19 protein-coding genes, 1 tRNA gene and 1 other RNA gene are annotated in these 26049 nt (G+C 55.5%); 15 read left to right on the top strand and 6 right to left on the bottom strand.

From position 1 onward, the window contains the following. Positions 1 to 59: 59 nt before the first annotated feature. The 5 genes from QSK07_RS19725 to QSK07_RS19705 form a co-directional block, all read right to left on the bottom strand. A complete protein-coding gene (locus tag QSK07_RS19725; RefSeq protein WP_285722589.1) occupies positions 60 to 653 on the bottom strand; it encodes an MltR family transcriptional regulator in 594 nt (197 codons plus the stop codon). 16 nt (positions 654 to 669) lie between these two features. Further along, positions 670 to 1818 (bottom strand): mannitol-1-phosphate 5-dehydrogenase, encoded by a 1149-nt coding sequence (gene mtlD / locus QSK07_RS19720; protein WP_275222181.1) that lies wholly within the window; start codon positions 1816 to 1818, stop codon positions 670 to 672. Between the two features lie 96 nt (positions 1819 to 1914). Beyond that, on the bottom strand, positions 1915 to 3849 hold the full coding sequence (locus tag QSK07_RS19715) for a PTS mannitol transporter subunit IICBA (RefSeq protein ID WP_285722500.1): 1935 nt from the start codon (positions 3847 to 3849) through the stop codon (positions 1915 to 1917). A 436-nt stretch (positions 3850 to 4285) separates the two neighbouring features. Further along, a complete protein-coding gene (locus QSK07_RS19710) occupies positions 4286 to 4999 on the bottom strand; it encodes a DUF3053 domain-containing protein (RefSeq protein WP_285722498.1) in 714 nt (237 codons plus the stop codon). A gap of 225 nt (positions 5000 to 5224) precedes the next feature. Continuing rightward, positions 5225 to 6823, bottom strand: a complete 1599-nt coding sequence (locus QSK07_RS19705) for a gamma-glutamyltransferase family protein (protein ID WP_285722495.1) — start codon at positions 6821 to 6823, stop codon at positions 5225 to 5227. Between the two features lie 734 nt (positions 6824 to 7557). Between QSK07_RS19705 and QSK07_RS19700 the strand changes: the two genes are divergently transcribed. Further along, positions 7558 to 7854, top strand: a complete 297-nt coding sequence (locus QSK07_RS19700) for an HTH-type transcriptional regulator (protein ID WP_285722492.1) — start codon at positions 7558 to 7560, stop codon at positions 7852 to 7854. A 39-nt stretch (positions 7855 to 7893) separates the two neighbouring features. Here QSK07_RS19700 and QSK07_RS19695 read toward each other — a convergent pair whose 3' ends face one another. After that, a complete protein-coding gene (locus QSK07_RS19695) occupies positions 7894 to 8490 on the bottom strand; it encodes an HD domain-containing protein (protein ID WP_285722490.1) in 597 nt (198 codons plus the stop codon). A gap of 63 nt (positions 8491 to 8553) precedes the next feature. Between QSK07_RS19695 and QSK07_RS19690 the strand changes: the two genes are divergently transcribed. From QSK07_RS19690 to bcsB, 14 genes are all read left to right on the top strand, one after another. Beyond that, positions 8554 to 9018 (top strand): MarR family winged helix-turn-helix transcriptional regulator, encoded by a 465-nt coding sequence (locus tag QSK07_RS19690; protein ID WP_098051899.1) that lies wholly within the window; start codon positions 8554 to 8556, stop codon positions 9016 to 9018. 95 nt (positions 9019 to 9113) lie between these two features. After that, positions 9114 to 9542 (top strand): organic hydroperoxide resistance protein, encoded by a 429-nt coding sequence (locus QSK07_RS19685; protein ID WP_013359635.1) that lies wholly within the window; start codon positions 9114 to 9116, stop codon positions 9540 to 9542. A gap of 317 nt (positions 9543 to 9859) precedes the next feature. Then, positions 9860 to 11551, top strand: coding sequence for a kdo(2)-lipid A phosphoethanolamine 7''-transferase (eptB, locus tag QSK07_RS19680; protein WP_275222177.1), 1692 nt, complete (start codon positions 9860 to 9862; stop codon positions 11549 to 11551). Positions 11552 to 11676: 125 nt separating this feature from the next. Continuing rightward, a tRNA-Pro gene (locus QSK07_RS19675) sits at positions 11677 to 11753 on the top strand. Between the two features lie 33 nt (positions 11754 to 11786). Beyond that, positions 11787 to 11916, top strand: a non-coding RNA gene (locus tag QSK07_RS19670) — RtT sRNA. Positions 11917 to 13147: 1231 nt separating this feature from the next. After that, entirely contained in the window at positions 13148 to 14758 is a 1611-nt protein-coding gene (dppA, locus tag QSK07_RS19665) for a dipeptide ABC transporter periplasmic-binding protein DppA (protein ID WP_285722486.1), read from the top strand. A 171-nt stretch (positions 14759 to 14929) separates the two neighbouring features. Further along, a complete protein-coding gene (dppB, locus tag QSK07_RS19660) occupies positions 14930 to 15949 on the top strand; it encodes a dipeptide ABC transporter permease DppB (protein WP_013359638.1) in 1020 nt (339 codons plus the stop codon). Between the two features lie 9 nt (positions 15950 to 15958). Beyond that, complete coding sequence (gene dppC, locus QSK07_RS19655; protein WP_013359639.1) at positions 15959 to 16861, top strand: dipeptide ABC transporter permease DppC; 903 nt, start codon at positions 15959 to 15961, stop codon at positions 16859 to 16861. 12 nt (positions 16862 to 16873) lie between these two features. After that, a complete protein-coding gene (gene dppD / locus QSK07_RS19650) occupies positions 16874 to 17860 on the top strand; it encodes a dipeptide ABC transporter ATP-binding protein (protein ID WP_098051895.1) in 987 nt (328 codons plus the stop codon). Beyond that, positions 17850 to 18872: a dipeptide ABC transporter ATP-binding subunit DppF gene (gene dppF, locus QSK07_RS19645; RefSeq protein ID WP_285722483.1), complete on the top strand. Its 1023-nt coding sequence runs from the start codon at positions 17850 to 17852 to the stop codon at positions 18870 to 18872. Before dppD ends, dppF begins: the two co-directional genes overlap by 11 nt. 692 nt (positions 18873 to 19564) lie before the next feature. Then, a complete protein-coding gene (gene bcsO / locus QSK07_RS19640; RefSeq protein ID WP_285722481.1) occupies positions 19565 to 20164 on the top strand; it encodes a cellulose biosynthesis protein BcsO in 600 nt (199 codons plus the stop codon). Further along, positions 20155 to 20958 (top strand): cellulose biosynthesis protein BcsQ, encoded by an 804-nt coding sequence (gene bcsQ / locus QSK07_RS19635; RefSeq protein ID WP_285722479.1) that lies wholly within the window; start codon positions 20155 to 20157, stop codon positions 20956 to 20958. The genes bcsO and bcsQ overlap by 10 nt, the downstream gene beginning before the upstream one ends. A gap of 48 nt (positions 20959 to 21006) precedes the next feature. Further along, the gene (bcsA, locus tag QSK07_RS19630; RefSeq protein ID WP_285722477.1) at positions 21007 to 23118 is read left to right on the top strand and encodes a UDP-forming cellulose synthase catalytic subunit; all 2112 of its coding nucleotides are present in this window, start codon (positions 21007 to 21009) and stop codon (positions 23116 to 23118) included. Further along, positions 23115 to 26039 (top strand): cellulose biosynthesis cyclic di-GMP-binding regulatory protein BcsB, encoded by a 2925-nt coding sequence (gene bcsB, locus QSK07_RS19625; protein ID WP_285722475.1) that lies wholly within the window; start codon positions 23115 to 23117, stop codon positions 26037 to 26039. The genes bcsA and bcsB overlap by 4 nt, the downstream gene beginning before the upstream one ends. Positions 26040 to 26049 lie beyond the last annotated feature (10 nt).

The raw sequence follows: 26049 nt of genomic DNA, 5'->3' as shown, positions 1-26049 counted from the left end.
TGACGTATATTCCCGGCAAGGTTAAGATGAAAAAGGCGTCGTGATGACGCCTGACAGGATTAGCTACCGGACTTTTTAAACGCCTGCTTCATACTGATGCGGGCGATCAGCTCGGTCAGCGACAGGACCATGGTGGATCGCACCATCTGCAGATAGCGCTGCTGCTGCATGCTGCGCAGCTCAGCATCGTCGGTGTGAAACACCGGCGCAGGTGGCCAGGCAGTCACACAGTGCAGTTCACCAAACGGGCCGAGGATCTCATCGTCGGTGAAACGATAATCGCCGCTGTCGTGATTCAGTTCTTCACGCAGCGCCAGCAGTAGTTCACCATCTTCATATTCGTGCCGGCTGATGACGCCAAGTCCGTAAATCAGCTTCAGGCGAACCGAGAGTTCGCCCAGAGGGCCATCGCCCAGCAGCAGCGGTTCTACCGCATATTTCACCGCATAGTCATCTTTACGAAACACCTGCAGCACCAGCAGATTGACGGCTTCAGCCAATAGCTCCACGGCGGCGATCAGAAAGCTTCTCACCGAACGACCGGCGTTCAGGCGCTCAAGCACCCGGTTCTCAAAAGCCCGCTTCTCTTCCATTATTGCCTGCATGGGTTCAATACCGCCGTCGGGCGCAGGCGAACTGCGCCCGGCTTGCATCGCTAACACGCGCGCATTATGCCATAGCGTGCCAGGCGCTCACCACAGAAGCCACGACTTCGCTGTCGGCATCCAGTCCTGAAATCTCAGCCAGCGTCGCCTGTGGGCCTTTTTCGGCCAGCAGCGCGGCCAGCTCCTGCGCCTGTGGGTCCTGATCGCTGCGATAGTGCATCGCGGCGGCAATGCCCTGCACCAGGCTGGCGTGCGGCAAACCATACTCCAGCGTGCCCAGCGTCGGCTTGATCAGGCGGTCGCCCGCGCTAAGTTTACGCAGCGGCTGACGGCCCACGCGCTCTACATCATCTTTCAGATACGGATTTTCAAAACGACCCAGAATCTTCCGGATGTAGGCCGCATGCTTCTCCGCGTCAAAACCGTAACGCTTGATCAGCACCGCGCCGCTCTCTTCCATTGCGCCTTTCACCACGGCCCGGATTTTCTCATCGAGGATGGCGTCACGAATGGTCTGGTGACCGGCCAGCTGGCCGAGGTAGGCGGTAATGGCGTGACCGGTGTTCAGGGTGAAGAGTTTACGCTCAACAAAGGCCATCAGATTATCAGTCAGCTCCATGCCTGGAATGGTCGGCAGGTCGCCTTTAAACTGAGTTTTATCGACGATCCATTCGCTGAAGGTTTCAACGGTCACTTCCAGCGGATCGGTGCTGCCTGCTTCAGATGGGGGCACGATGCGATCGACAGCGGAATCCACAAAGCCGACATGCTGCTCCAGCCAGGCGTGATACTGCTCTGGCAAGGCTTTCAGCACGTGCTGTTTCAGCTGGCTGGTGCCGCGCACCATGTTTTCACAGGCGATGATATTTAACGGACGGGTGTTGCCGTTATCGCTGCGTTTTGCCAGCCCTTTAGCCACACTGCCGGCAATACGCTCCAGAATCTGCGGACCCACGGCGGTGGTGACCAGATCGACCTCTGAAATCAGGGTGATGATCTCATCGCTGGTGCTGTTGACCGCACTGACGCCTTTAACGGTTTCTATTTTGGCCTGCTCGCCAACCACATGAACGGGATACTCATGACGCGCGTTCAGTGCATCCAGCACCGTCTGATTCACATCAGCAAAAACCAGTTCGATACCTGCATCAGCCAGTAGTTTGCCGATAAAGCCGCGACCAATGTTTCCTGCTCCGAAATGTAACGCTTTCATAATTTTTGACCCATATCAAATGACGATGGGGCGGGCAAACCCGCCCCAGGAAATCGGGACGGGCATGACCGCCCCAGGGAAAATAATTGCTATAAATTACGCGATTACAGGCTTACCAGACAGCAAATCCAGTACTTCCTGAACGCTGGTGGTATTTGCCAGCTTCTCAATCACGCTGTCATCATCCAGCGCGTTGGTCAGGCTGGTGATCACCTGGATGTGCTCGTTGTTGCGGGCCGCAATACCAATCACCAGGCGCGCCACATCGTCCGGCTCTTCGCCGAACAGAACGCCTGCCGGATACTGACAGAACACCACGCCGGTTTTCAGCACGCGATCTTTCGCTTCAACCGTGCCGTGTGGCACTGCGATCGACTCACCGAGGTAGGTCGGCGTCAGTTTTTCACGCGCCAGCATCGCATCAATATATTCAGGTTCAACGTAACCGCCTTTCACCAGCTGTTCACCGGCAAAGCGAATCGCCTGCTCTTTGTTGCTGGCGGTCAGACCGAGGAAGACATTATCTGCGCCCAGTTTAAACAGGTGCGCATTGCCTTCATCGTAGCTGTCTGAGAGCGTGGTATTCACCGTCTCACGGTGTACGTCGCTGCGGTTAGCTGCCACCAGACGTTCGGTCAGGGTGCTGTAGAGCGCGCTGTCGAGGAAGTTATTTAGCGAAATATGCTGGGCATGCGGCGCCTGGCGAATTGCGCGTTCGGTCAGGTCACGATGGGTAATCACCAGATCGACATCACCCGGCAGGGCATTGATCGCGGTGTTGGTTACCGACACATTACTCAGACCGGCATCCTGCACTTTCTTACGCAGCACGCCCGCACCCATGGCGCTGGAACCCATACCGGCGTCACAGGCCACGATGATTTTACGCACGTGATGCAGCTCGACGCTCATGGCATCGCTGGCGACGGCGCCGCCCGCTGTGCTCTGGCCTTTAGACTGCGCTTTCATCTCATGCATGCGCTGGGTCGCGGCTTCAATATCGTCATCTTCTTTGACTTTGCTGGTTTTCAGCAGGATAGCGGAAACCACGAACGAGACGGCGAAGGCTGCAGCGATAGCGGCGATGTTGGCGAAGTAGGCACCTTTGGGCGTCATTGCCAGCACGGCCAGGATAGAACCTGGCGAGGCAGGAGAGACCAGGCCACCGTTCAGCACGGTCAGCGTGAATACGCCAGTCATACCGCCCAGGATAACCGCCAGCAGCAGGCGAGGGGCCATCAGCACATACGGGAAGTAGATCTCATGGATGCCGCCGAGGAAGTGGATAATCGCCGCACCGCCCGCAGACTGTTTAGCACTGCCGCGGCCAAAGAACATGTAGGCCATCAGCACGCCCATACCCGGACCCGGGTTGGCTTCGATCAGGAAGAAGATCGACTTACCCGCTTCGCTCGCCTGCTGGATGCCCAGCGGTGAGAAAATACCGTGGTTAATGGCGTTGTTCAGGAACAGGATTTTCGCCGGTTCCACGAAGATGGAAGTCAGTGGCAGCAGGTTATTCTGCACCATCAGATTCACGCCCGCGGCGAGAATGTGTGACAGACCTTCAACCAGCGGACCGATTGCCAGGAACGCCAGCAGTGCCAGGATCATCCCGATAATACCGGCCGAGAAGTTGTTAACCAGCATCTCGAAGCCGCTTTTGATTTTGCCGTCAATCGCCCGGTCAAACGACTTAATCGCCCAGCCGCCCAGCGGACCGGCAATCATCGCACCGAGGAACATCGGCATATCTGCACCGACAATCACACCCATGGTCGTAATCGCGCCAACCACGCCACCGCGATCGCCGCCCACCAGACGCCCACCGGTAAAACCGATCAGCAGAGGCAGCAGGTAGGTGATCATCGGGCCAACCAGTTTGGCCAGCGTTTCGTTAGGGATCCAGCCAGTTGGAATAAACAGTGCGGTGATGATACCCCAGGCGATAAACGCCCCGATGTTCGGCATCACCATATTACTCAGAAAGCGACCAAAGCTCTGTACTTTGACCTTCACTGATGAGGACATAAACCCACCCCTTATTGAGACGCGCTGCAATAGGAGAGCGCGCTTGTTTTTGTTTAGCCACCCCGACGTGAAGCCGGTGGTATTACTGTATGCACGCGGACTCTATCACGCGAATTTGACGCTGCGTAGCGCATGAAATAAGTGTGATCTGTGTCACTGATTCAGGGTGGTGGCAGGGGTGATTTGCGTGACTTAGATCACAATTTTATCGGCGTCAAGGCTTGTTCTGCCTGGATTTTAGCCCGACTGGCAGGTTGTCTGTGAGTTGGATCACATTTATCGGCAGAGTATTTGTTATATAAATGTGACTTAGATCACAAACTATTTTTGGTCGAAAATGCGCCAGATCACACTTCATTATTCAGGCGACAGGAAGAGAGATGAAAAGGGGAATGAGCCGGGCAGACGAATAACGCCTGCCCGCTAAACGGTTTTACTACAGACCACCCTGGACGGCAGCCTGTGCCTGAGGGAGCGCCTGGGCATTGGCTGATAAGGTGCTCATCAGCGCATTATATTGTGAAGCCTGATCCTGCGTCGGGAACTGCACGCCACCCTCATTGAAGCTGACACGATTTCCCTGCGTTTGCAGTAAATCGCCGGCCTGTACGGCCCCCTGGCTCAGCGCCTGGAGTTTTGGCAGCAGCGGAATCAGCTGATTGGCAGGCACTGTGACCACTTTGTTGTAGGCTGTGTCATAGATTTTTTTCAGATCATCCGGCTGCTTCAGGGCCGCTTTGCTGCTGTCCGCCTGCATTTTTGCACTTTCAATCTGCTGGGTAACGATCACCAGTGCGCTGTTCGCCTGACGCAGGGAATCACGACGGCTCTGATAATCCTGCGGAACGCGAATGGCTGAAAGCTCATCCACCACCGGACGCATACCCTGCTCAACGGCCTTGTTCGCCTGCTGCGAAAAGCCATACATGATGGCGTAATCGCTGGCGAAGTTGCCAAAGCTCTGCTTCTGATTCTCGCTGAGGCTGGGCAGATGCTCGCCGCTGCGCATCACGGTGTTCTGGAGAAAATCGATAAATGCTTTGCGCTGCTCGCCTTCTTTATCACCGCACGCGGTGAGTTGCAGCACAATCAGCGCGCCAGCGAGCATCATGCCGCCGCGTGCCATAAGGCGTGTAAGTCCTGAAGCCATGGGTTCAACTCCTGTCGGTGATACTGTCGGATGTCCAGGTAAGAATGGCCTAAAGAATAGAACAAACCCGCATCACGGCACAATGTGAAACCACCTGCGAAACAGACGCTTTCTGAAACGCCGGTTAAAGAACGGGATCGTCTGCGCGTCAGAAAGGGCCAGGGTCCCTGCCATCGCTGGCTTCCGCGCGTCGATTAAAAAGGCATGTAGCAGCCTGGTGCGGCCTTAAAACACTACCGCCTGTCCATCTTTGCGACTCTCGCTGGCTGCGATATAGAAGCCCTGCGGATCGCGTACGATTGCCTGTGCACCACCAAAGTTGTAGTTACTCAAAGGATCTTCCAGCACCACATTGTGCCCCATACGGCGCAGCGTGCTCAGGGTATTACGATCAAGGGTGGATTCAAACACCACCTCACGTTCCTGTACCACGCGCCAGCGCGGCGCATCAATCGCGGCCTGCGGATTCTGCCGGTGCAGCATAATCCGCAACGCCAGCTGAACGTGTCCCTGCGCCTGCATCGGGCCGCCCATCACGCCAAACGCCATCAGTGGCTGGCCAAGATGATCCAGTGCAAAGGCCGGAATGATGGTATGGAAGGGCCGCTTACCGCCCGCCACGACGTTGGGATGCTCCGGGTCGAGTGAAAAGCCCGCGCCACGGTTCTGCAGGCTGATGCCGGTATCAGGCACGACCACGCCAGAGCCAAAGCCCATGTAATTGGACTGGATGAAAGAGACCATCATGCCGCTGGCATCCGCTGCCGCGACATACACCGTGCCGCTTTGCTGCGGTGATCCAAAGCGGAAATCTCCAGATTTATCAGGGTCGATTAATGCTGCCCGCTGGCGGATGTACTCTTTGCTCAGGAGTAATTCAGCGGGAAATTCAAGGTGATCCTCGTCAGTGACATAACGGTCCAGATCAACCAGCGCCAGTTTCATCGCCTCAATAGAAAGATGCAGCCACTGCGGTGAATCGGGTGCATAGCGATTGATCTCCCATGCTTCCAGAATGCCGAGCGCAATCAAGGTCGCTATCCCCTGACCATTCGGCGGCAGCTCCTGCACTGATCCGCCGGCAAACGGATGCGACAGCAGGGTAACCCAGTCAGCACGATGGTTTTTTAAATCCTCCAGCGTCAGCGCCGCGGCATGTTCGCGGGCGAAGGCCGCCATTTTCTGCGCCAGTGCGCCGCGATAAAAACTTTCACCTCCAGTCTCAGCGATCTCCTGCAGGGTGCGGGCCTGCGCCGGGTTGCGGAACAGCTCGCCCGTACGCGGTGGACGGCCCTGCGGCGCAAAGCAGTCGCTGAAGCCAGGCTGATCCTGCAGCTTGTCATAGCCGCGCTGCCAGAGCTGACCAATCAGTGGCGATACCGGAAAGCCGTCGCGCGCATAGTTAATTGCCGGCTGCGCCAGGGTAGTCAGCGGTAAGGTGCCGAAGCGCTGCGCCAGCGTCACCCACGCCGAGACGGCGCCCGGCACAGTGACAGACTCCCAGCCGGTTTCAGGCATCGCGCTCAGAGCAGCAAAGCGTTCGGGATGCCAGGTGGCGGGCGCACGGCCTGAAGCATTTAAGCCATGCAGATCGCTGCCGTCCCAGACAATCGCAAACGCATCACTGCCGATGCCGTTTCCGGTCGGCTCCAGCACGGTTAAGGCGATGGCGGTGGCGATAGCCGCATCCACGGCGTTCCCGCCCTGTTGCAGCATCCGTAAACCCGCCTGTGCTGCCAGCGGTTGCGAGGTTGCGACGGCATTGCGGCCCATCATCGGCACGCGATGAGAGGGATATCCGACGTTAAAATCTGTTTCACGCATCGCTTTTCCTTAAAGAGGTCAGGAGTGAATTTTCCCGTCATCGGCACGCGATTCCACAGCTGCACGTTTAGCGCGCAAAGGGCTCGTTTTTAGCCGCCAGCTGCACCGATATGAGGCGTCAGCCGTTTCGTTAGGATGACTATTGATTCATCTGACAATACAGGGGCATTAAGAGTAAAAGATTTCTTTGCACTGCACTGTGAGCCGCCGCGCGCCAGTGTTCAGGCGCTAACCAGGACTATTCTTAAATTAATCAGAACCGTGAATATAAGTGTTCAGGAAGTAAACCATTGGCGTATATTTTGCACTCACAAGGTGAAGAGGTGTAGTGCTTCACAGAAATGAGAATATGCCAGAGAAAAGCTTGATGGCATCCACATAAATCGCAAACACCATTTGATTTTTTTGCGCGCTATGCAGGCACAAAAATCAACTGCCTCAGCAGGTTAGAGGTGCTGGAACATTTCCGGCAATCCATAGTGAAAAAAATAATTATAAATCGCGCGGCAAATAGTCAGGTCTCTATCCATACTTAGTCTCCCGGCATTTGTTGCATTGAACTGACATCATTAAAGCAGTGCACCGCAGGCTGTGTCCCGTAATGGTTTTTCTCATAACAAAAAACAAACCCTTGCGGGATCCAGCCTGAAACAGGCCCGGTTTCAGAGTCCTGACTTCAGGCTCGTACCTCTCTACTTTCACGTGCTTCATAGTGAGTTTTTAAGGAGTTCTCTATGGAATTAAAAGACCCGATGTTTGAATTGCTCAGCAGCCTTGAGCAGATTGTTTTGACACGTGATGATCGCGCCGCCGAGTTACTTATTCAGCGTCAGCAATCCGCCCAGCCAGAGCCGCAGCGTCTGCGTGAAATGACCGGCATGCAGGTCGATGAATTTGCAAAAGTGATGGGCGTGAGCGTCTCTTCCGTGAAAAGCTGGGAAGCACGGCGTACGCGTCCTTCCGCGACGGCGCAGAAATTAATGAAGTTATTGCATGCCAATCCCTATCTGGGACGGCAGTTGCTTGAATAATCAGGCATCACGAAAAGAACCCGCCGCTGGCGGGTTTTTTTATGCGCGCATTTCGCTGTATTTAGCAGCCTGTTTCACAAACCAGCTCTCTGGCACGTTGTAGGGAGGCTCCCGCAGCCGGGCAAGGCCGCTTTCAATGATCGCTGACGCCTGTTGCCATAACTGCGCATCGCCCTCCTTCAGCAGCGCAATCTGTATCTGTTTTTCCACCAGATAGACCCGTGCAAAGTCAGGATCAAAACGCACAATCGCACGGGTATTGTCGATGATGTCAGCCAGTTTGATTGTCTGCGCCTCAGGACTGGCGCTGGCCGTATGGCGGAAGTGCGCCAGTTTACGGGCCGCCCGGTTTTTTGCCGCTGTGGGTGTGCTGTCGGTCAGCATCTCCACCAGGCTGGCCACGCGCGCACCAAACCGGGCTTCGATATCCCCTTGCGTGGCAGAGGTATCTTCCACGGTGTCGTGCAGCCAGGCGGCTGCTAACATGGCATCGTCATGAGTGACACTGCGTACCAGCTCCACTACCGCAGCCGGATGAACAATGTAAGGCTCATCGGTATATTTGCGGCGCTGACCGGCACCAGCATGTGCCTCAGTGGCGAAACGACGCGCCTGTTCTTCCAGTGAATCCTGCATGCTTTTTCTCCTGACAAAAAAGTTTGCTTGCAATTATCTAGCGCGCTATCTATACTAATCACCATGAACTGTGATCAAGATGACAAAAAAGTGAAAACGATGCCACTGTTGGTCGATCAGCAACTCTGTTTTGCGCTTTATTCTGCCACTCTGGCGATGAATAAAGTCTATCGACAGTTGCTGAGCCAGCTCGACATTACCTATCCGCAGTATCTGGTAATGCTGGTGTTGTGGCAGAAAGATGATGTCACGGTGTCAGAGATTGGCGAGCAGCTTTTTTTAGACTCGGCAACATTAACGCCACTGCTGAAGCGGCTGGAAGGCGCAGGTCTGATTAACCGTCAGCGCACTCGTCAGGATGAACGCCAGGTTGCGGTAACGCTGACGGACGCGGGACGGACGCTGCAGCATAAAGCGGAATCCATTCCTGAAGCGGTTAAATGTGCCACAGCCTGTGACGATGACGCCCTGCTGGCGCTGAAATTACAGCTCGATGGGTTACGTGATAACCTGAATCAATCACGATAATTATTGCCGACGGGTGCGCAGCACCCGTTGAACCTCACCGCCTGATTACGGTTAAATAAGTAGTGGGCGATTAAATAGTGTAACGGAGAAATGTCATGTCTTTAGAACAAGTGGTTTACCGCGCCAAAGCCAAAGCAACCGGTGGTCGCGATGGTCGTGCAACCTCTTCTGACGGTGTACTGGACGTTAAACTGGGCGTGCCAAAAGAGATGGGCGGTGCAGGCGGCGAAGTGACTAACCCTGAGCAGCTGTTTGCTGCCGGCTACTCTGCCTGCTTCCTGGGCGCGATGAAGTTTGTTGCTGGCCGCGACAAAATTGCGATGCCAAAAGATGCATGGATTGAAGGTGAAGTTGGTATCGGTCCTATCCCTGATGGCTTTGGTATCGAAGCGACCCTGAATATTCATCTGCCAGAGATGGATGAAGCAGAAGCGCAGAAGCTGGTTGATGCAGCGCATATCGTTTGTCCTTACTCAAACGCTACACGTAACAACATCGACGTCACGCTGAACATCATTCGCTAAGCGTGCTGCGGGCCTGAAACCATCAGGCCCGCATTTTTCATTCATCACATCCTCTCTCCTGCTGTTTTCTGCGTCAGTCAGCCAACAGCGACTCTCAGCTATGTACAAAAAATGTGCTAATCCGGTCGGCGAAGATTATTTTCTGGTCTATCAAACGCGACCATGTTTTACTGAGCCACCTCGCGTTATAGCCAGTAAATCCGTTCAGAAATTTCCTTCATCTTGTCCGGTCCGCTTATTCAGCGAACTCTGTCGCGTTTCGGCAGTCACATAAAAAATTTAGTCAAGTGTTTCACACCGGAGAAACCCCTTTTTTCATGAATTATATTAAAACCCTGACTCAGCAGAAGTTATCGCTATTCCTGGCGCTCTACCTCGGTATTTTGCTGAACTTACCGATTTTCTACCGTCGTTTTGACGGTTTTCTCAGGCAATCCACGGTAACGAACTGGCTCACTGCCGTCACCGAGGTGGTTGCCATTGTGCTGCTTACGTTCTTCCTGATGCGTCTGTTGTCGCTGGGCGGAAAGTGGTTCTATCGCGTGCTGGCCACGATGATTGTGCTGATATCTGTTGCCGCCGCCTATTACATGGCGTTTTTTAACGTCGTAATTGGCTACGGCATTGTGGCGTCGGTGATGACGACCGATACCGATCTTTCTAAAGAAGTGGTTGGCTACCATTTTATCCTGTGGATGGTGCTGGTCAGCGCGCTGCCGCTGCTGATGATCTGGCGCAACAGGCTGAGCATGACGCTGAATGAGCAGCTGCGAACGCCAGGACAGCGCCTGAAACCGACCCTGATTATGCTGCTCTGCATAGCCCTGGTCTGGCTGCCGATCCGTTATTTCGACAAGCAGCAGAAGCACAATGAAGAGATCACTAACATCGATCTGCCGAGCTACGGTGGTGTGGTCGCCCACTCTTATCTGCCTTCCAACTGGCTGGCGGCTGTAGGTCTGTTTGCCTGGACCCGCGTGGATGAGTCGCTAAATAATGAGGAACTGCTGGATCCGGCGAAGAAGTTTACCTACGTTGCGCCTGCCGGCCTGGATGACACCTATGTGGTGTTTGTGATTGGCGAAACCACCCGCTGGGATCACATGGGAATGCTGGGTTATGAGCGCGATACGACGCCGAAGCTGTCGAAAGAGAAGAACCTGGTCGCGTTCCGCGGCGAGTCCTGTGATACCGCGACGAAGCTGTCGCTGCGCTGCATGTTTGTGCGCGAAGGCGGCACCATGGATAACCCTGGCCGCACGCTGAAAGAGCAGAATGTGTTTGCGGTGATGAAAGAGCTGGGCTTCACTTCTGAGCTGTTTGCGATGCAGAGCGAAGTCTGGTTCTACGACAACATCAATGCCAACAACTTTGCTTTCCGTGAGCAGATTGGTTCAGAGAAGCGTAACCAGGGCAAAGCGGTCGATGACATGCTACTGGTGCCGGAGATGAAAGCGTCACTGGATCGTTTCCCCAAAGGTAAGCATCTGGTGGTGCTGCACACTAAAGGTTCGCACTATCTTTATTCACAGCGTTATCCGCGTAGCTTCGCGAAGTATCAGCCGGAGTGTATGGGCGTCGACGAGACCTGCAGTAAAGCGCAGCTGATCAACGCTTATGACAACTCTGTGCTCTATGTCGATAGCATGCTGGACAGCGTGCTGGATCAGCTACGTGATAAGAAGGCGATCGTTTTCTATGCTGCCGACCACGGTGAGTCGATCAGCGAGAATATGCATCTGCACGGCACGCCGCGTGAGATGGCACCGCCAGAGCAGTTCCGCGTACCGATGATGGTCTGGGCGTCAGATAAGTATCTGGAAGACAGCCAGAACCGCAGTAACTTCGAACGCCTGCAGGCGCAGCAGCGTGTGGGCCGGACTCATCGTCACGTTGAGTTATTCGATACCATTCTGGGCTGTCTGGGTTATACCTCGCCAGATGGCGGCATTAACCCGGCTAACAACTGGTGTCAGGCACCGGCTAAAAGTCAGGCTAAAGCGCTGTAATAGTCGTCTGAAAGGGACATGCAGGCGGTTGATTTTCGGTAACCGCGTGCTTTCCAGGCGATTGACGGCAAAAGCATAAAAAGCGGTTGACGCTGTTCGGGGGTAGCAGTAACATGCGCCCCCATCGGCGAGTAGCGCAGCTTGGTAGCGCAACTGGTTTGGGACCAGTGGGTCGGAGGTTCGAATCCTCTCTCGCCGACCATATTGAAGAAACCTGTCTGAAAAGACAGGTTTTTTTTCGTCTGTAGAAAAGAGGATGAGGACCTCCGAAGGAGGTTTGAGCCGAGCGTAGCGAGGCAACGTTGCTTTAGCAACGGCCCGAAGGGCTCTGCTCGCAGAGCAGAGTAATCCTCTCTCGCCGACCATATTGAAGAAACCTGTCTGAAAAGACAGGTTTTTTTTCGTCTGTAGAAAAGGGAAAAACTTACCGCTGAGCAGGCTTCAGGGAGTATACGCCTTCCGCAAAGACGCAAAAGACGCCATCCCTGGCATGCTCAGCGCGGCCCATCCCTGGCCCGCGATGCTTTGCTACAGGCGTATGCTCCCTTCGCTTCACGTCTGGCATACGCATCGGGTACTTACAAAAGCACTACAGACGGCTGGCAGATCCAAACCCCGGGAATCTGACTGCAACGCTTAAACATAAGGCGGAGGGGACACGGGCAGAGGAGGAAAGCGTCCCACGCCAGGGACAAAAACGCCGGGAGCGTTTTTGAACAACGCAACGCGTTGGCCTGGCAACGGGCGCACCTCAGGGATGAGGTGCGTAATCGCATGGGCCGAGCGTCCATGGATGGTTTAAGCGACTTTCCGATCTGCCTGTGTCCCTGAAGTAGATCTCAATCTGACCGCTAAGCAGGCACTTTCTTACGGCCGAGCGTCCAGGGATGGTTTAAGCGACTTTCCGATCTGCCCGTGTCCCTGAAGCAGATCTCCATCTGACCGCCACTCCCGCTTACCCTCTCTTGTTGTTCGCTTCATTACCTTCCAGAAACTTCCAGTAAACCCCATCCACCGCGTATTTCGCTTACCCACCGTTATTATCCCCCTCTTCAGGCTGGCAGGCCTTGCCCTGCAAGAGATGCGATCATAATTCGCGACACATTCTTCTTATGACCGAAAGCGGCAACATGCTGATTTCTTATGCTTCTTTCCCAGCATATTCCGCTAGTTGAACGTCATAACGCACGGTGAATCGTTCAGTTATTCAACATTTGCCGGTAAAAGTTTTAAGTTTTTTAGCGGTGAGAATCACTAGCGATAGAGCCGCTATCCAGCACAATGCACGGAATTCAGGCCTGCTACGCTGTGCATTGTATGGCTTTCAGACAGAAACGGTTTTTATTACCGTTGCATGCTATTCCTCACACTCTGTGTAAATAAGTAACCGTTGTATTGACGTTCTTTGCAACTGTTGACAAATTGATGCGTCAATAAACGCGCAGTTACGGAATTTTCTGAATGCACAATCTGTGTCAGAAAAAACATAAAAAACGCAGCGCGCGTTAACCACCTGTTCGGTGGTACGCCTGAACCGCATAAAAAAATCAGAGGTCGGGCAATACACACAACATCACATCACAATGGAGCAAAAGCATGATCAACTCCCTGGCTAAATCCGGGATGCTGAAGGTCGGTCTGAGCCTGATTGCTATGACTGTCGCCGCCAGTGTTCAGGCAAAAACCCTCGTTTACTGTTCTGAAGGTTCTCCGGAAGGCTTTAACCCGCAGTTGTTCACTTCGGGCACCACCTACGATGCCAGCTCACGTCAGATCTACAACCGACTGGTTGAGTTCACTATCGGCACCACCGAACTGCACGCAGCGCTGGCTGAGAAATGGGATGTCAGTGAAGACGGTAAAACCTACACCTTCCACCTGCGTAAAGGTGTGAAGTGGCAGACCACCAAAGATTTCAAACCGACGCGCGACTTCAACGCGGATGATGTGGTGTTCACCTTTGAGCGCCAGCTGGATAAAAACAACGCCTATCATGGCGTCTCCGGCGGCAGCTACGAATACTTCGAAGGCATGGATATGCCGAAGCTGATCAGCAAAATCGAAAAAGTAGACGAGAATACCGTGCGCTTTGTGCTGACGCGTCCTGAATCGCCATTCCTCGCCGACCTCGGCATGGACTTCGCCTCGATTCTGTCGAAAGAGTACGCAGACAACATGCTGAAAGCGGGCACCCCGCAAAACGTCGACCTGAACCCGGTCGGTACCGGTCCGTTCCAGCTGCTGCAGTACCAGAAAGATTCGCGCATCCTTTACAAAGCTAACCCGGATTACTGGGGCACCAGGCCAAAAATCGATCGCTTAGTCTTCTCCATTACCCCGGATGCGTCGGTGCGCTACGCTAAGCTTCAGAAGGGCGAATGTCAGGTCATGCCGTATCCAAACCCGGCTGACATCGCGCGTATGAAGCAGGACAAAAACATCAACCTGTATGAGCAGGCTGGCCTGAACGTCGGCTATCTGTCGTACAACGTTGAGAAAAAACCGCTGGATAACCTGAAAGTGCGTCAGGCACTGACCATGGCGGTTAACAAAAAAGCGATTATCGACGCCGTTTATCAGGGCGCAGGCCAGCCTGCTAAAAACCTGATCCCACCAACGATGTGGGGCTATAACGACGACGTAAAAGACTACGCCTACGATCCTGAAAAAGCCAAAGCGCTGCTGAAAGAAGCGGGCATGGCAGACGGTTTCTCCATCGACCTGTGGGCGATGCCGGTTCAGCGTCCGTATAACCCGAACGCACGCCGCATGGCTGAGATGATTCAGAGCGACTGGGCGAAGATTGGCGTCAAAGCCAAAATCGTGACCTACGAGTGGGGCGAATACCTGAAGCGTGCCAAAGCGGGTGAGCACCAGACCGTCATGATGGGCTGGACCGGCGACAATGGGGATCCGGATAACTTCCTGGCCACCCTGTTCAGCTGCTCAGCGGCCAAAGATGGCTCTAACTACTCGCGCTGGTGTGATAAATCCTTCGAGGATCAAATTCAGCCAGCTCGCGCCACCGCCGATCAGGCGAAGCGTATCGAGTACTACAAGCAGGCTCAGGTTGTGATGCATGACCAGGCACCGGCGCTGATGATCGCGCACTCAACGGTATACGAACCGGTCAGCAAAAAAGTCTCCGGTTACAAAGTCGATCCGCTGGGCGGACACTACTTTGCTCAGGTAGACATTAAAGAATAATTGTCGCCTTTTCCGGGGCGGCTGTTCGTCGTCCCGGCTTTATCTCCCTGTTTTACTGGAAACGGTAGAGGCGCAGCCTGTCTGCGTCGCGGTCGGGCCTACCCGATCGTCAGATGTAAGCAATAACAACCCTCGCGGCGACGGTCGCGCGGACAAGAGAGAACCCGGATTATGCTGCAGTTCATACTCCGACGTCTGGGCCTTGTCATCCCAACGTTTATCGGTATTACATTACTCACCTTCGCGTTTGTTCACATGATCCCCGGCGATCCGGTGCTGATCATGGCTGGCGAGCGCGGTATTTCTCCTGAACGTCATGCACAGTTAATGGCGCTGTTAGGTCTGGACCAGCCGCTGTGGAAACAGTACCTGAACTACATTAACGGCGTATTACATGGCGACCTGGGCATTTCACTGAAGAGCCGCATCCCTGTCTGGGATGAGTTTGTTCCGCGCTTCAAAGCGACGCTGGAACTTGGCATCTGCGCCATGATATTTGCCGTGGCCATTGGTATCCCGGTTGGGGTGCTGGCGGCGGTAAAACGCGGTTCAATTTTCGATCACACCGCCGTGGGCATCTCACTGACCGGCTACTCCATGCCAATTTTCTGGTGGGGCATCATGCTGATCATGCTGGTCTCGGTGCAGCTCAACCTGACACCGGTTTCCGGGCGCGTCGGCGACACCGTCTTCCTGGATGACAGCATGCCGCTGACCGGGTTTATGCTGATCGACACCTTCTTCTGGGGTGAGCCGGGCGACTTCCACGATGCGGTGATGCACATGATCCTGCCCGCCATCGTGCTCGGCACCATTCCGCTGGCGGTAATTGTACGTATGACGCGTTCGGCAATGCTCGAAGTACTGGGTGAAGATTATATCCGTACGGCGCGCGCCAAAGGCCTGACGCGAATGCGCGTGATCGTCGTGCATGCGCTGCGCAACGCCATGCTGCCGGTGGTCACGGTCATCGGCCTGCAGGTCGGCACGTTGCTGGCCGGGGCGATTCTGACCGAAACCATCTTCTCGTGGCCGGGTCTGGGTCGCTGGCTGATTGAAGCATTGCAACGCCGTGACTATCCGGTGGTGCAGGGCGGTGTGCTGCTGACTGCAGTACTGATTATTGTGGTCAACCTGCTGGTTGATCTGCTGTATGGCGTGGTTAACCCGCGCATACGTCACAAGAAATAAGGGGGCATCATGTCTGTTGTTGATCCCGGCAGCGTTACCGTTGCACCCAAGCCGATGACCCCGTTTCAGGAATTCTGGCATTACTTTAAACGTAATAAAGGCGCCGTCGTGGGCCTGGTCTACATCATCATTGTATTGCTGTGCGCCATTTTTGCCGATGTGCTGGCTCCGCATGCGCCTGCTGAGCAGTTCCGCGATGCGCTGCTGCATCCGCCGGTCTGGCAGGAAGGCGGAAACTGGAGCTACATTCTGGGCACCGACGATGTTGGCCGCGATGTGCTGTCGCGTCTGATGTACGGTGCGCGTTTGTCGCTGCTGGTCGGCTGTCTGGTGGTGGTACTGTCGCTGATTTTCGGCGTGATCTTCGGCCTGCTGGCCGGTTATCTCGGCGGCGTGGTCGATGCCATCATCATGCGCGTGGTCGATATCATGCTGGCGCTGCCAAGCCTGCTGCTGGCGCTGGTGCTGGTCGCCATCTTCGGTCCCTCAATCGTTAACGCCTCTATCGCGCTGACCTTTGTGGCACTGCCGCACTATATCCGTCTGACACGCGCCGCGGTGCTGGTGGAAGTGAACCGTGACTATGTGACCGCCTCCGGCGTGGCCGGTGCCGGTATGCTGCGCCAGATGTTTGTGAATATTCTGCCTAACTGCCTTGCACCACTGATCGTGCAGGCGTCATTAGGTTTCTCCAACGCCATTCTCGATATGGCGGCGTTGGGCTTTCTCGGTATGGGTGCGCAACCGCCAACGCCGGAGTGGGGCACCATGCTCTCCGACGTTCTGCAGTATGCGCAAAGTGCCTGGTGGGTCGTGACTTTCCCTGGATTGGTCATTCTGCTTACCGTGCTGGCATTTAACCTGATGGGCGACGGTTTGCGTGACGCCCTCGACCCGAAACTCAAGCAGTAAAGAGGCACCGAGATGGCGTTATTGAATGTAGACAAACTATCGGTGCATTTTGGCGACGATAAAGCACCGTTCCGTGCGGTTGACCGCATCAGTTATCAGGTAGAGCAGGGCCAGGTCGTCGGTATCGTGGGCGAGTCCGGCTCCGGTAAATCGGTAAGTTCACTGGCGATCATGGGACTGATCGACTTCCCTGGCAATGTGATGGCGGAGAAGCTGGAGTTCAACCAGCGCGATCTGAAACGCATCTCCGAACGCGAGCGCCGCCAGCTGGTAGGCGCAGAAGTGGCGATGATTTTTCAGGACCCGATGACCAGCCTGAATCCCTGTTACACCGTGGGCTTCCAGATTATGGAAGCGATCAAGGTGCATCAGGGCGGCAATAAACGCACCCGACGTCAGCGGGCAATCGACCTGCTGAATCAGGTTGGTATTCCCGATCCGGCGTCACGGCTTGATGTCTATCCGCACCAGCTATCGGGCGGCATGAGCCAGCGTGTGATGATTGCCATGGCAATCGCCTGCCGGCCTAAGCTGCTGATCGCCGATGAGCCGACGACGGCGCTCGACGTGACCATTCAGGCGCAGATCATTGAACTGCTGCTGGATCTGCAGCGGCAGGAGAACATGGCGCTGATCCTGATTACGCACGATCTGGCGTTAGTGGCAGAAGCGGCGCACCACATTATCGTGATGTATGCCGGACAGGTAGTGGAGAGCGGGAAAGCGACCGATATCTTCAAAGCGCCGCGCCATCCTTACACCCAGGCGTTGTTACGCGCGCTGCCGGAGTTTGCGGCTGATAAAGCCCGCCTGGCGTCACTGCCTGGTGTGGTGCCGGGCAAGTATGATCGCCCGGCTGGCTGTCTGCTTAACCCACGCTGCCCTTATGCGACTGACCTTTGTCGCCAGGAAGAACCGGAACTGCGCACCATTCCAGGACGTCAGTCCAAGTGTCACTATCCGCTGGATGATGCCGGGAGACCCACTTATGAATCATGAAACCACGAAAGATCAGTTCCTGCTGCAGGCGATTGACCTGAAAAAACACTACCCGGTGAAGAAGGGGCTGTTTGGTCAGGAGCGTCTGGTCAAAGCGCTGGATGGCGTCTCTTTTAATCTGGAGCGCGGCAAAACGCTGGCGGTCGTCGGCGAGTCAGGCTGTGGTAAATCCACGCTGGGCCGGTTGCTGACCATGATTGAAACCCCGACCGAAGGCCAGCTTTACTGGCACGGCCAGGATCTGCTGAAGCACGATCCCCAGGCGCAGAAGCTGCGTCGTCAGAAAATTCAGATCGTATTCCAGAACCCGTATGGCTCACTCAATCCGCGTAAAAAAGTAAGCCAGATTCTGGAAGAGCCACTGGCCATCAATACCCAGCTGACCAAAGCGGAACGCCGCGAGAAGACGCTGGAGATGATGGCGAAAGTGGGCCTGAAAACCGAGCATTACGATCGCTACCCTCACATGTTCTCAGGCGGTCAGCGTCAGCGTATCGCCATCGCGCGTGGGCTGATGCTCGATCCGGACGTGCTGATTGCCGATGAGCCGGTTTCGGCGCTCGACGTTTCCGTGCGTGCTCAGGTGCTGAACCTGATGATGGATCTGCAGCAGGATATGGGGCTCTCCTACGTCTTTATCTCGCACGATTTGTCGGTGGTGGAGCATATTGCCGATGAGGTGATGGTGATGTATCTCGGCCGTTGCGTTGAGAAGGGCAGTAAAGAGGCAATTTTTGCTAACCCGCGCCATCCTTATACCCAGGCTTTGCTGTCAGCGACGCCGCGTCTGAATCCGGACGACCGTCGTGAGCGTATTAAGCTGACCGGCGAGCTGCCCAGCCCGCTTAATCCGCCGCCAGGCTGTGCTTTCAATGCGCGCTGCCACCGACGTTTTGGCACCTGCGTGCAGTTACAGCCGAAGCTGAAAAACTACGGTGGTCAGGAGATTGCGTGCTTCGCGGTCGATCAGGATGAGAACCAGCCGGTGGGTGTGGCAGAAAAGGTCAGTTGAGGATTGGCGGCTCAGGCCGTTGATTCGGTGATAGTTCAGAGAGCATAAGCCCTTCGGAAAGACGCAAAAACGCCATCCGTGGCCCGCGTTGCTGTGCTCCAGGCGTATGCTCCCTTCTCATGAAGAGGGTTAGCCGTCAGTGCTTCTGATTGAGGAGTATATTACTCCCTGCGTCCTCGCCTCTCTTTTCAGCCAAAGGCGCCTTTCTGGCGCTTTTTTTTATCTCAATTCCGCTGTAAACCGCACCGCTGGCGGACCAGCCATCACGTTTCGGTTATTTCCCGTCTTTTTCCGTTATCAGATTTAACCTGTTTTTCTGCTGGCGATATTCGCAGCGAAAAAGGTAAACATTCTCAATCCCTTGTGACAGCGATCAGGTTTTTTTTGCGCCTGCGGCAGCCCGATTGCGGCTTAACATTGCGCTTATCGTGACCCGCCTGGTTGTGCCAGTGGTTGTCAGAGCGGCTAAGTCTTAAAAATTATTAAAACATCTCAGACTAATTTAACTTAAACATCACTTATTAATCATAGGGGATAATCATCTTATATTGGCTTTATTCCACCGGAAGTGAATCTTTATGATTAAACTGTTTTATTGAATCTGCTTTATTTGTAATCAGGTTTTTCTGACTGACATTAAAGGGATGTGTTATATTCCAGGAAAATTCCTCCCCTGTTGCAGGCCACGGCCAATGAAGAATAATTACGATGATTTGCAGCGTTTTAAAGAAAAAACGCAAACGCTCGACATCGACTTTAAAGATATGTCTGGCCAGGCGCAGGAAGCGGCGGAACACAGTAAATGGGCTTTGATTCGCCAGCTGGCGAAAGAGGACCATCAGACCTCATTGGGAGGCGGTCAGCGAATCGACCTGCTGCAGCCTCAGCCGCTGCGCGGGGATGAATTCACCGCGCCACCGCCAGAGGCACCGGCAAGGCCTGCCACACTCAGTGCGCAACCGACGACATCAGCCCGCAGCTCAATTCTCGATAGTCTGTCAGGCAGCAGCCTGCCCGCAGCTCGCACGGCTGAACGTGACCCTTCATCACTGTTTCCGCCACCGCCGCCGCCGCAAAAACAGGTTGCGGCTGAGCCTGTTACTGCATCACATGATGAGCCCGTCCGGTCCGCCATTGTGGCGGATCTAAAGCCCGCTATCACGCCTGCTACATCCCATTCTGAACCGGAACGATTTAGTGCCTTGTTCCGCTCGCGTGACAGCGAACCGTCGAATCTGCCGAAAGAAACCTTACTCAAGCCGTTACTGGAGAAGATTGCGCTATGCCGTTAGTTTGTGTGTGCTCGCCGAAGGGAGGCGTGGGGAAAACCACGCTGGCGGCGAATCTGGCCTGGAGTCTGGCGCGTTCCGGTAGCAAAGTTCTGGCCATTGATTTTGATGTGCAGAATGCACTGCGTCTTCACTTTGGCGTGCCACTGCATGATGGCCGCGGATTTGTGGCGCGCTCAGAAGAGCAGGCGGACTGGAGCCAGTCGATCCTCACCACTGGCGGCAATATCTTTGTCCTGCCTTATGGCGATGTCACCGAGCCACAGCGCGAACGGTTCGAAGAAAACCTGATGAAAGATCCCCACTTTATTCAGCGTGGTCTGGATACGGTACTTAATTATCCCGGACTGGTCATTGTCGCTGATTTTCCGCCTGGTCCGGGCCCGGCGCTTAAAGCAATGACGGCGCTGGCCGATATGCATTTAGTGGCGATGTTAGCGGATACCGCCTCTGTGTCGTTATTACCGCAGATTGAAGAGAACCGGATGACCGGGAAACCGCTCAATAATAAGCAGGGACACTATTTTATCCTGAACCAGTGCGATAACCGCCGGAATATTAATCGCGATGTCACTGCATTTATGCAGCAGCGTCTGGGCGATAATTTACTGGGCGTGGTTCACCGTGATGAAAGTGTGGGTGAAGCCAATGCTTCCCAGCAGTCCGTATATGATTTCAGTCCTGCCTCAGCAGCGGCATTTGATATTGAACTGATCGCCAAACGGGTCAGCAGCATTCTGAATATCACCGTGGGAAATGGCGAAGTTCAGGCTTCCATCCGCACAAATCATTTTTAGTCGGCTACTGCAGGCGACTGACGTACACAGCTCTTCTCAGGGTGAATCATGAGTAAAATCGGGTTTTACCTGCTGCTGCTGGTGCTTGCACCCGTTGCCGCGGTGATCATCATTACGCCAATGGACAGCCAGAAACAGTATATTTTTGGTCTGATCAGCATCTGTATGATGTTTTTATTGGGTTTCAACAAGAGCCGCAAAGTAACCGTGGTGATGGTGATTCTCTCTGCCCTGATGTCCAGCCGTTATATCTGGTGGCGTACTACTGAGACGCTGCACTTTAATTCCGAAGTCGAGGCGATATTAGGGATTGGCTTATATCTGGCGGAGCTTTACGTCTGGCTGATTTTAATTCTCGGCTTCCTGCAAACCACCTGGCCATTAAAGCGCACCATTGAACCGTTGCCGGACGATACCCGTCTGTGGCCGACGGTCGATATTTATGTGCCGTCTTACAATGAAAGCCTGGATGTGGTGCGTGATACCGTGCTGGCGGCGCAGTGTATCGACTACCCGCGTGACAAACTCAAAATCTATCTGCTGGATGATGGCAAACGCAGCGAATTTGCCCGCTTTGCGGCGGATGTCGGGGTCGGGTATATCACCCGCGACGACAACAAACATGCCAAAGCCGGTAACCTCAACCATGCGATGAAAATCACCAAAGGTGAGCTGATTTGCATCTTCGACTGCGACCACGTGGCGACCCGCACCTTCCTGCAGGCGACGGTGGGGCCGTTTCTGAAAGATCCGAAGCTGGCACTGTTGCAGACGCCGCACTACTTCTATTCGCCCGATCCTTTTGAGCGTAACCTGCGCGCTGCGCGCAGCATTCCCAACGAAGGCGCGCTGTTTTATGGCCCGGTGCAGCAGGGTAACGATAACTGGAACGCCACCTTCTTCTGCGGCTCCTGTGCGGTAATCCGTCGTTCGGCGCTGGAAGAGATTGGCGGCTTTGCCGTTGAAACTGTCACTGAAGATGCACACACCGCTCTGAAAATGCAGCGCCTGGGCTGGGGCTCAGCCTTCCTGTCGATCCCGCTGGCGGCCGGTCTGGCAACCGAACGTCTGGGTCTGCACATCATCCAGCGAACCCGCTGGGCGCGCGGCATGACGCAGATTTTCCGCGTTGATAATCCACTGTTTGGTCGTGGCCTGAAGTGGCAGCAGCGCCTTTGCTACCTCAATGCCATGCTGCACTTCCAGTTTGGTCTGCCACGCGTCGCCTTCCTGACCGCGCCGCTAGCTTACCTGCTGTTTAACCTGAATATCATTCACTCGTCGGCGTCGCTGATTTTTGCCTATGTGCTGCCGCACCTGGTGATGTCGCTTTACGTTAACTCGCGCATGAATGGCCGCTTCCGTTACACGTTCTGGGGTGAAATTTATGAGACGGTGATGTGCTTCCATCTGGTGATCCCGACCATCCTGACGCTGCTGTCGCCGAAACATGGCAAGTTTAACGTGACTGATAAAGGCGGCGTGCTGGATCAGGGCTTCTTCGATTTCCACATCGTGCGTCCGCACGTCATTGTGGCGCTGCTGCTGGGCATCGGGATTGTCGCGGGCGTGGTACGCGCGGTGATGCATGACTATTTTGGCGTCGACCCTTACGTTATTGCGCTTAACGTCGGCTGGGCGATTTTCAGCCTGATCATTCTGATGGCGGCGATTGCCGTAGCGCGCGAAACCAAACAGGTGCGTAAAACCATCCGCGTTGACGTACAAATCCCGGCGATTATTCACTACGCCAGCGGCATTTCATCACGCACCCTGACCAGCAACCTGTCGATGGGCGGTGCACAGCTTGATGCGCCGGATGGCCGTCATGAAACGGATGAAATTGAAGAGATTGATCTGTTGCTGAAATCCGGCGCGATCACCATCCCGGTGAGTAAGATTTCCGGCGATGACGAGAGCATTCGCCTGCGCTTTGAAGCGATGCCGCTGGCGCGCCGTCGCGAACTGGTGCGTGTGGTGCTGGCGCGTGCGGATGCCTGGATCCAGCCGGAATATAAGCAGGACAACCCGCTGATTTCGCTGGGCACCATTATCCGCACCGTATTTGAGCTGTTCTGGCTGACCTGGAAAGGTCGCCACGATAAACGTAAAAAAGTCGACCCGGTTGTCGCGGCGGCGAAAGAGGATGGCGCGGCATGAAGATCCTGACGCACACGCTGCTGGCCAGTTCACTGACCGCCGCATTATGGCTGACGCCCGCTGGCGCGGAAACGCCGACAGCGATTGATAACAGCCGTGCCGCGCCGGTAAACAGTGCGGCACCGATGCCACCCGATGCTGCTGCAATCACCCAGCCAGCGGGTGCCGCCGTCAGTGCGCCGGTAAACAGCGCGGCTCCGGCATCGTATGAGGCTACTGCAACCACACAGTCAGCCGAGGCCACTGTCAGTGCGCCAGCGGAAAACCAGGCGCCGGCCAGCGGTGCGGCTCCGGCGACGCCACCTGCAACGCCTGTTAATAATGCTGCCACACCGGATGCCGGTTCAGCGCAGGTGACGACCCCGGTGAGTGTTAGCGGGTCAGCAACGCCGTCAGTGCCCTCCGCGGCCACGGCGACGCAGTCCGAAGAATCTGTACCAGCCTCTGCGCCACAGAGTGCAGTACCGGATGCCACGCCGTCGTCAACCAACTCGTCTTACGCACCCGCGAGTGAGGCAACATCAGCGCCTCAGGCGCCAGCGAATGGCGAGGCTTCTTCCGTCGCGCCGGCCACAGCGGCGGTGACGGGCAGCGGAGCGGTAACTCAGGACAGCAGTGCGCTCTCCGCGGTGCCACTGCCACAGGGGCTGAGCAGTGCCGATCCCGCGCTGGAAGCGGCTGCCAGTGCGCTGCCCTACGCGCCAGGCCAGACGACTGCGCCGGTTGCAGAACCGCAGATGCCGATCACGGCGGCTATCAACCAGCCGATCAGCAGTGTCATCTCCGTAGCCCAGATGGGCCAGTCACGCGGCATTACGCTGACCGGCGGTCAGTTGCAGTCGGGCATCACCTTTACCCTGCCTGGCGATGAAGTGATGACCAATGCGCGGCTCAATCTGACGCTGCGCGTCTCAGCCGCGCTGGCAGCACGCAATACCTCGCTGCAGCTGATGCTGAATGGTCAGCCGCTCGGCACGCTGCCGCTGGGTGCCACGGACAGCGACGTCAGTGATTATGAGCTGGATATTCCGGCGGCGATGGTGGTGTCGAACAACAACCTCAGTTTTAAAATCAACGATGCGGACAAGCTGCTGTGTGAGAAAGAGAGCGCGCAGCAATATCAGGTCACCATTCTGCCGAATACCGCACTGCACCTTGAAGGGCAGAAGCTCAATATCGGCACCCGCCTGCGCAATTTCCCGCGTCCGTTCCTGGATCCGCAGCGCATGACGGCGTCCACCATCACGATGGGCTTTGCCAGTAACGTCTCACCTGATGCGGTCAGCGCGGCGGCACTGGTCGCTTCCTGGCTCGGCATTCAGAGTGATTATCGCGGCATCCGGTTCCCGGTGGTGCGCGGCGAACTGCCGGAAAACAACGGCATCCTGTTTGGTCATCCTGGCGATCAAATCGGCACCCTGACGTTCCCGGCCAGTCATGTCCCGATGCTGCAGGTGGTGGATAACCCCAGTAATCCGGTTTACAAATTGCTGCTGGTCAGTGGTAACAATGACGATCAGCTGCGTCAGGCGGCGAACCGTCTGACGACGCAGCCATTCACCACCGATGAGAGCCAGCTGCAGGTTCCTGTACAGACCATTGGCAACCGCAAACCTTACGATGCGCCACGCTGGATTAACACTGACCGCCCGGTCCGCCTGAGCGAACTGCTGCGTAAAGATCAGAGCCTGACCAGCAGCGGCATCTGGCATGATGCGCTGCGGGTTAACTTCCGCGCCGCGCCTGATCTGTTCCTGTGGGATGGCGACACGGTGCCGGTCAATCTGCACTATCGCTTCCCCTCCGAAAGCTGGATTGATGAGGACAACTCGTTCCTTAACGTCATGCTCAACGGCACTTTCCTGCGCAACCTGACGGTCAACAAGGTCGGTCTGCTGGAGAACGCCTGGCATCGTTTAGGCGGTGATGCGCGTCAGGAGCAGTATCAGCTGAATCTTGAACCTTATCTGATCTATGGCGATAACCAGCTGGCGCTCTACTTCAATATCAAACCGCGCGCCGATGCACCCTGCGGCGTGCTCCTGAATAACAATATCAAGAGCCGGATTGAAGAAGACTCGTGGATCGATCTGAGCCATACCCGCCACTTCAGCATGTTGCCAAACCTCTCTTACTTTATCGGTGCCTCGTTCCCGTTCTCGCGGCTGGCTGACTTTGGTCAGACCACGCTGCTGCTGCCGGAAACGCCCAGCAATGCCGAGCTGTCGACGCTACTGGATCTGGCGGCGCGGGCCGGAACCGCGACTGGCGTGGCGCTGACGCAGAATCAGGTGCTGTTTGGTCTGCCCACTGGCGGCACCCATCTGGCGCGCATCCAGCAGAGCGATCTGCTGGCAGTCAGCACCACCGGCAACAGCGCCTTCAATCAGGCGATGCTGGCGGCGTCACCTTATGATGCCACCAGCAGCACCTTTGGTGTGAAAGAGCCTGACACGCTGGAAAAATTACGCGGCTGGCTGACCGGCGACTGGAGTCGTCAGCAGCTGGATGCGGATCGTTACTTCTCCTCCAACGAAGCATGGCGGGGCTTTCTCAGCTACCGGTCGCCGTGGAATCGCGATCGGCTGGTGGTAATGACGGTGGCAACCAGCGACGATCAACTGTTGCGACTGCACAACGATCTAAGTTCGGCGCAGATTAACGCCGCAGTGCGGGGCGACACCGCGATTATCACTGATGAAAACGGCATTCGTAGTTTCCGCGTCGGTGCACAGTTCCCCAGCGGCGAAATGCCCTGGTACAAGATGGTGGTGTGGTATGCCAACCAGCACTCGGTGCTGCTGGCAGTGGCGGCGATGCTGCTCTCTGCGCTGGTGGGTAGTGCAGCCTGGGTGATGCTGAAGCGTCATGCCTGGCGGCGTCTGAACCCAAAGCAGAGCCATGATTCCGGCAGGAAGTAAGGACAATAAT

This window comes from Pantoea sp. QMID4 (assembly GCF_030270445.1).
Lineage (GTDB): Bacteria > Pseudomonadota > Gammaproteobacteria > Enterobacterales > Enterobacteriaceae > Pantoea > Pantoea vagans.
Note: the sequence above shows the minus strand (reverse complement) of the source record. Positions and strands in the feature narration are given on the sequence as shown.

Coding starts and splice junctions, on each gene's coding strand:
- QSK07_RS19695 (WP_285722490.1), bottom strand. CDS start 8,490: ATGCAGGATTCACTGGAAGAACAGGCGCGTCGTTTCGCCACTGAGGCA.
- QSK07_RS19715 (WP_285722500.1), bottom strand. CDS start 3,849: ATGTCCTCATCAGTGAAGGTCAAAGTACAGAGCTTTGGTCGCTTTCTG.
- dppC (WP_013359639.1), top strand. CDS start 15,959: ATGTCTGTTGTTGATCCCGGCAGCGTTACCGTTGCACCCAAGCCGATG.
- QSK07_RS19710 (WP_285722498.1), bottom strand. CDS start 4,999: ATGGCTTCAGGACTTACACGCCTTATGGCACGCGGCGGCATGATGCTC.
- QSK07_RS19685 (WP_013359635.1), top strand. CDS start 9,114: ATGTCTTTAGAACAAGTGGTTTACCGCGCCAAAGCCAAAGCAACCGGT.
- QSK07_RS19705 (WP_285722495.1), bottom strand. CDS start 6,823: ATGCGTGAAACAGATTTTAACGTCGGATATCCCTCTCATCGCGTGCCG.
- dppD (WP_098051895.1), top strand. CDS start 16,874: ATGGCGTTATTGAATGTAGACAAACTATCGGTGCATTTTGGCGACGAT.
- bcsO (WP_285722481.1), top strand. CDS start 19,565: ATGAAGAATAATTACGATGATTTGCAGCGTTTTAAAGAAAAAACGCAA.
- dppF (WP_285722483.1), top strand. CDS start 17,850: ATGAATCATGAAACCACGAAAGATCAGTTCCTGCTGCAGGCGATTGAC.
- mtlD (WP_275222181.1), bottom strand. CDS start 1,818: ATGAAAGCGTTACATTTCGGAGCAGGAAACATTGGTCGCGGCTTTATC.
- dppA (WP_285722486.1), top strand. CDS start 13,148: ATGATCAACTCCCTGGCTAAATCCGGGATGCTGAAGGTCGGTCTGAGC.
- dppB (WP_013359638.1), top strand. CDS start 14,930: ATGCTGCAGTTCATACTCCGACGTCTGGGCCTTGTCATCCCAACGTTT.
- QSK07_RS19700 (WP_285722492.1), top strand. CDS start 7,558: ATGGAATTAAAAGACCCGATGTTTGAATTGCTCAGCAGCCTTGAGCAG.
- eptB (WP_275222177.1), top strand. CDS start 9,860: ATGAATTATATTAAAACCCTGACTCAGCAGAAGTTATCGCTATTCCTG.
- bcsA (WP_285722477.1), top strand. CDS start 21,007: ATGAGTAAAATCGGGTTTTACCTGCTGCTGCTGGTGCTTGCACCCGTT.
- QSK07_RS19725 (WP_285722589.1), bottom strand. CDS start 653: ATGCAAGCCGGGCGCAGTTCGCCTGCGCCCGACGGCGGTATTGAACCC.
- bcsB (WP_285722475.1), top strand. CDS start 23,115: ATGAAGATCCTGACGCACACGCTGCTGGCCAGTTCACTGACCGCCGCA.
- QSK07_RS19690 (WP_098051899.1), top strand. CDS start 8,554: ATGAACTGTGATCAAGATGACAAAAAAGTGAAAACGATGCCACTGTTG.
- bcsQ (WP_285722479.1), top strand. CDS start 20,155: ATGCCGTTAGTTTGTGTGTGCTCGCCGAAGGGAGGCGTGGGGAAAACC.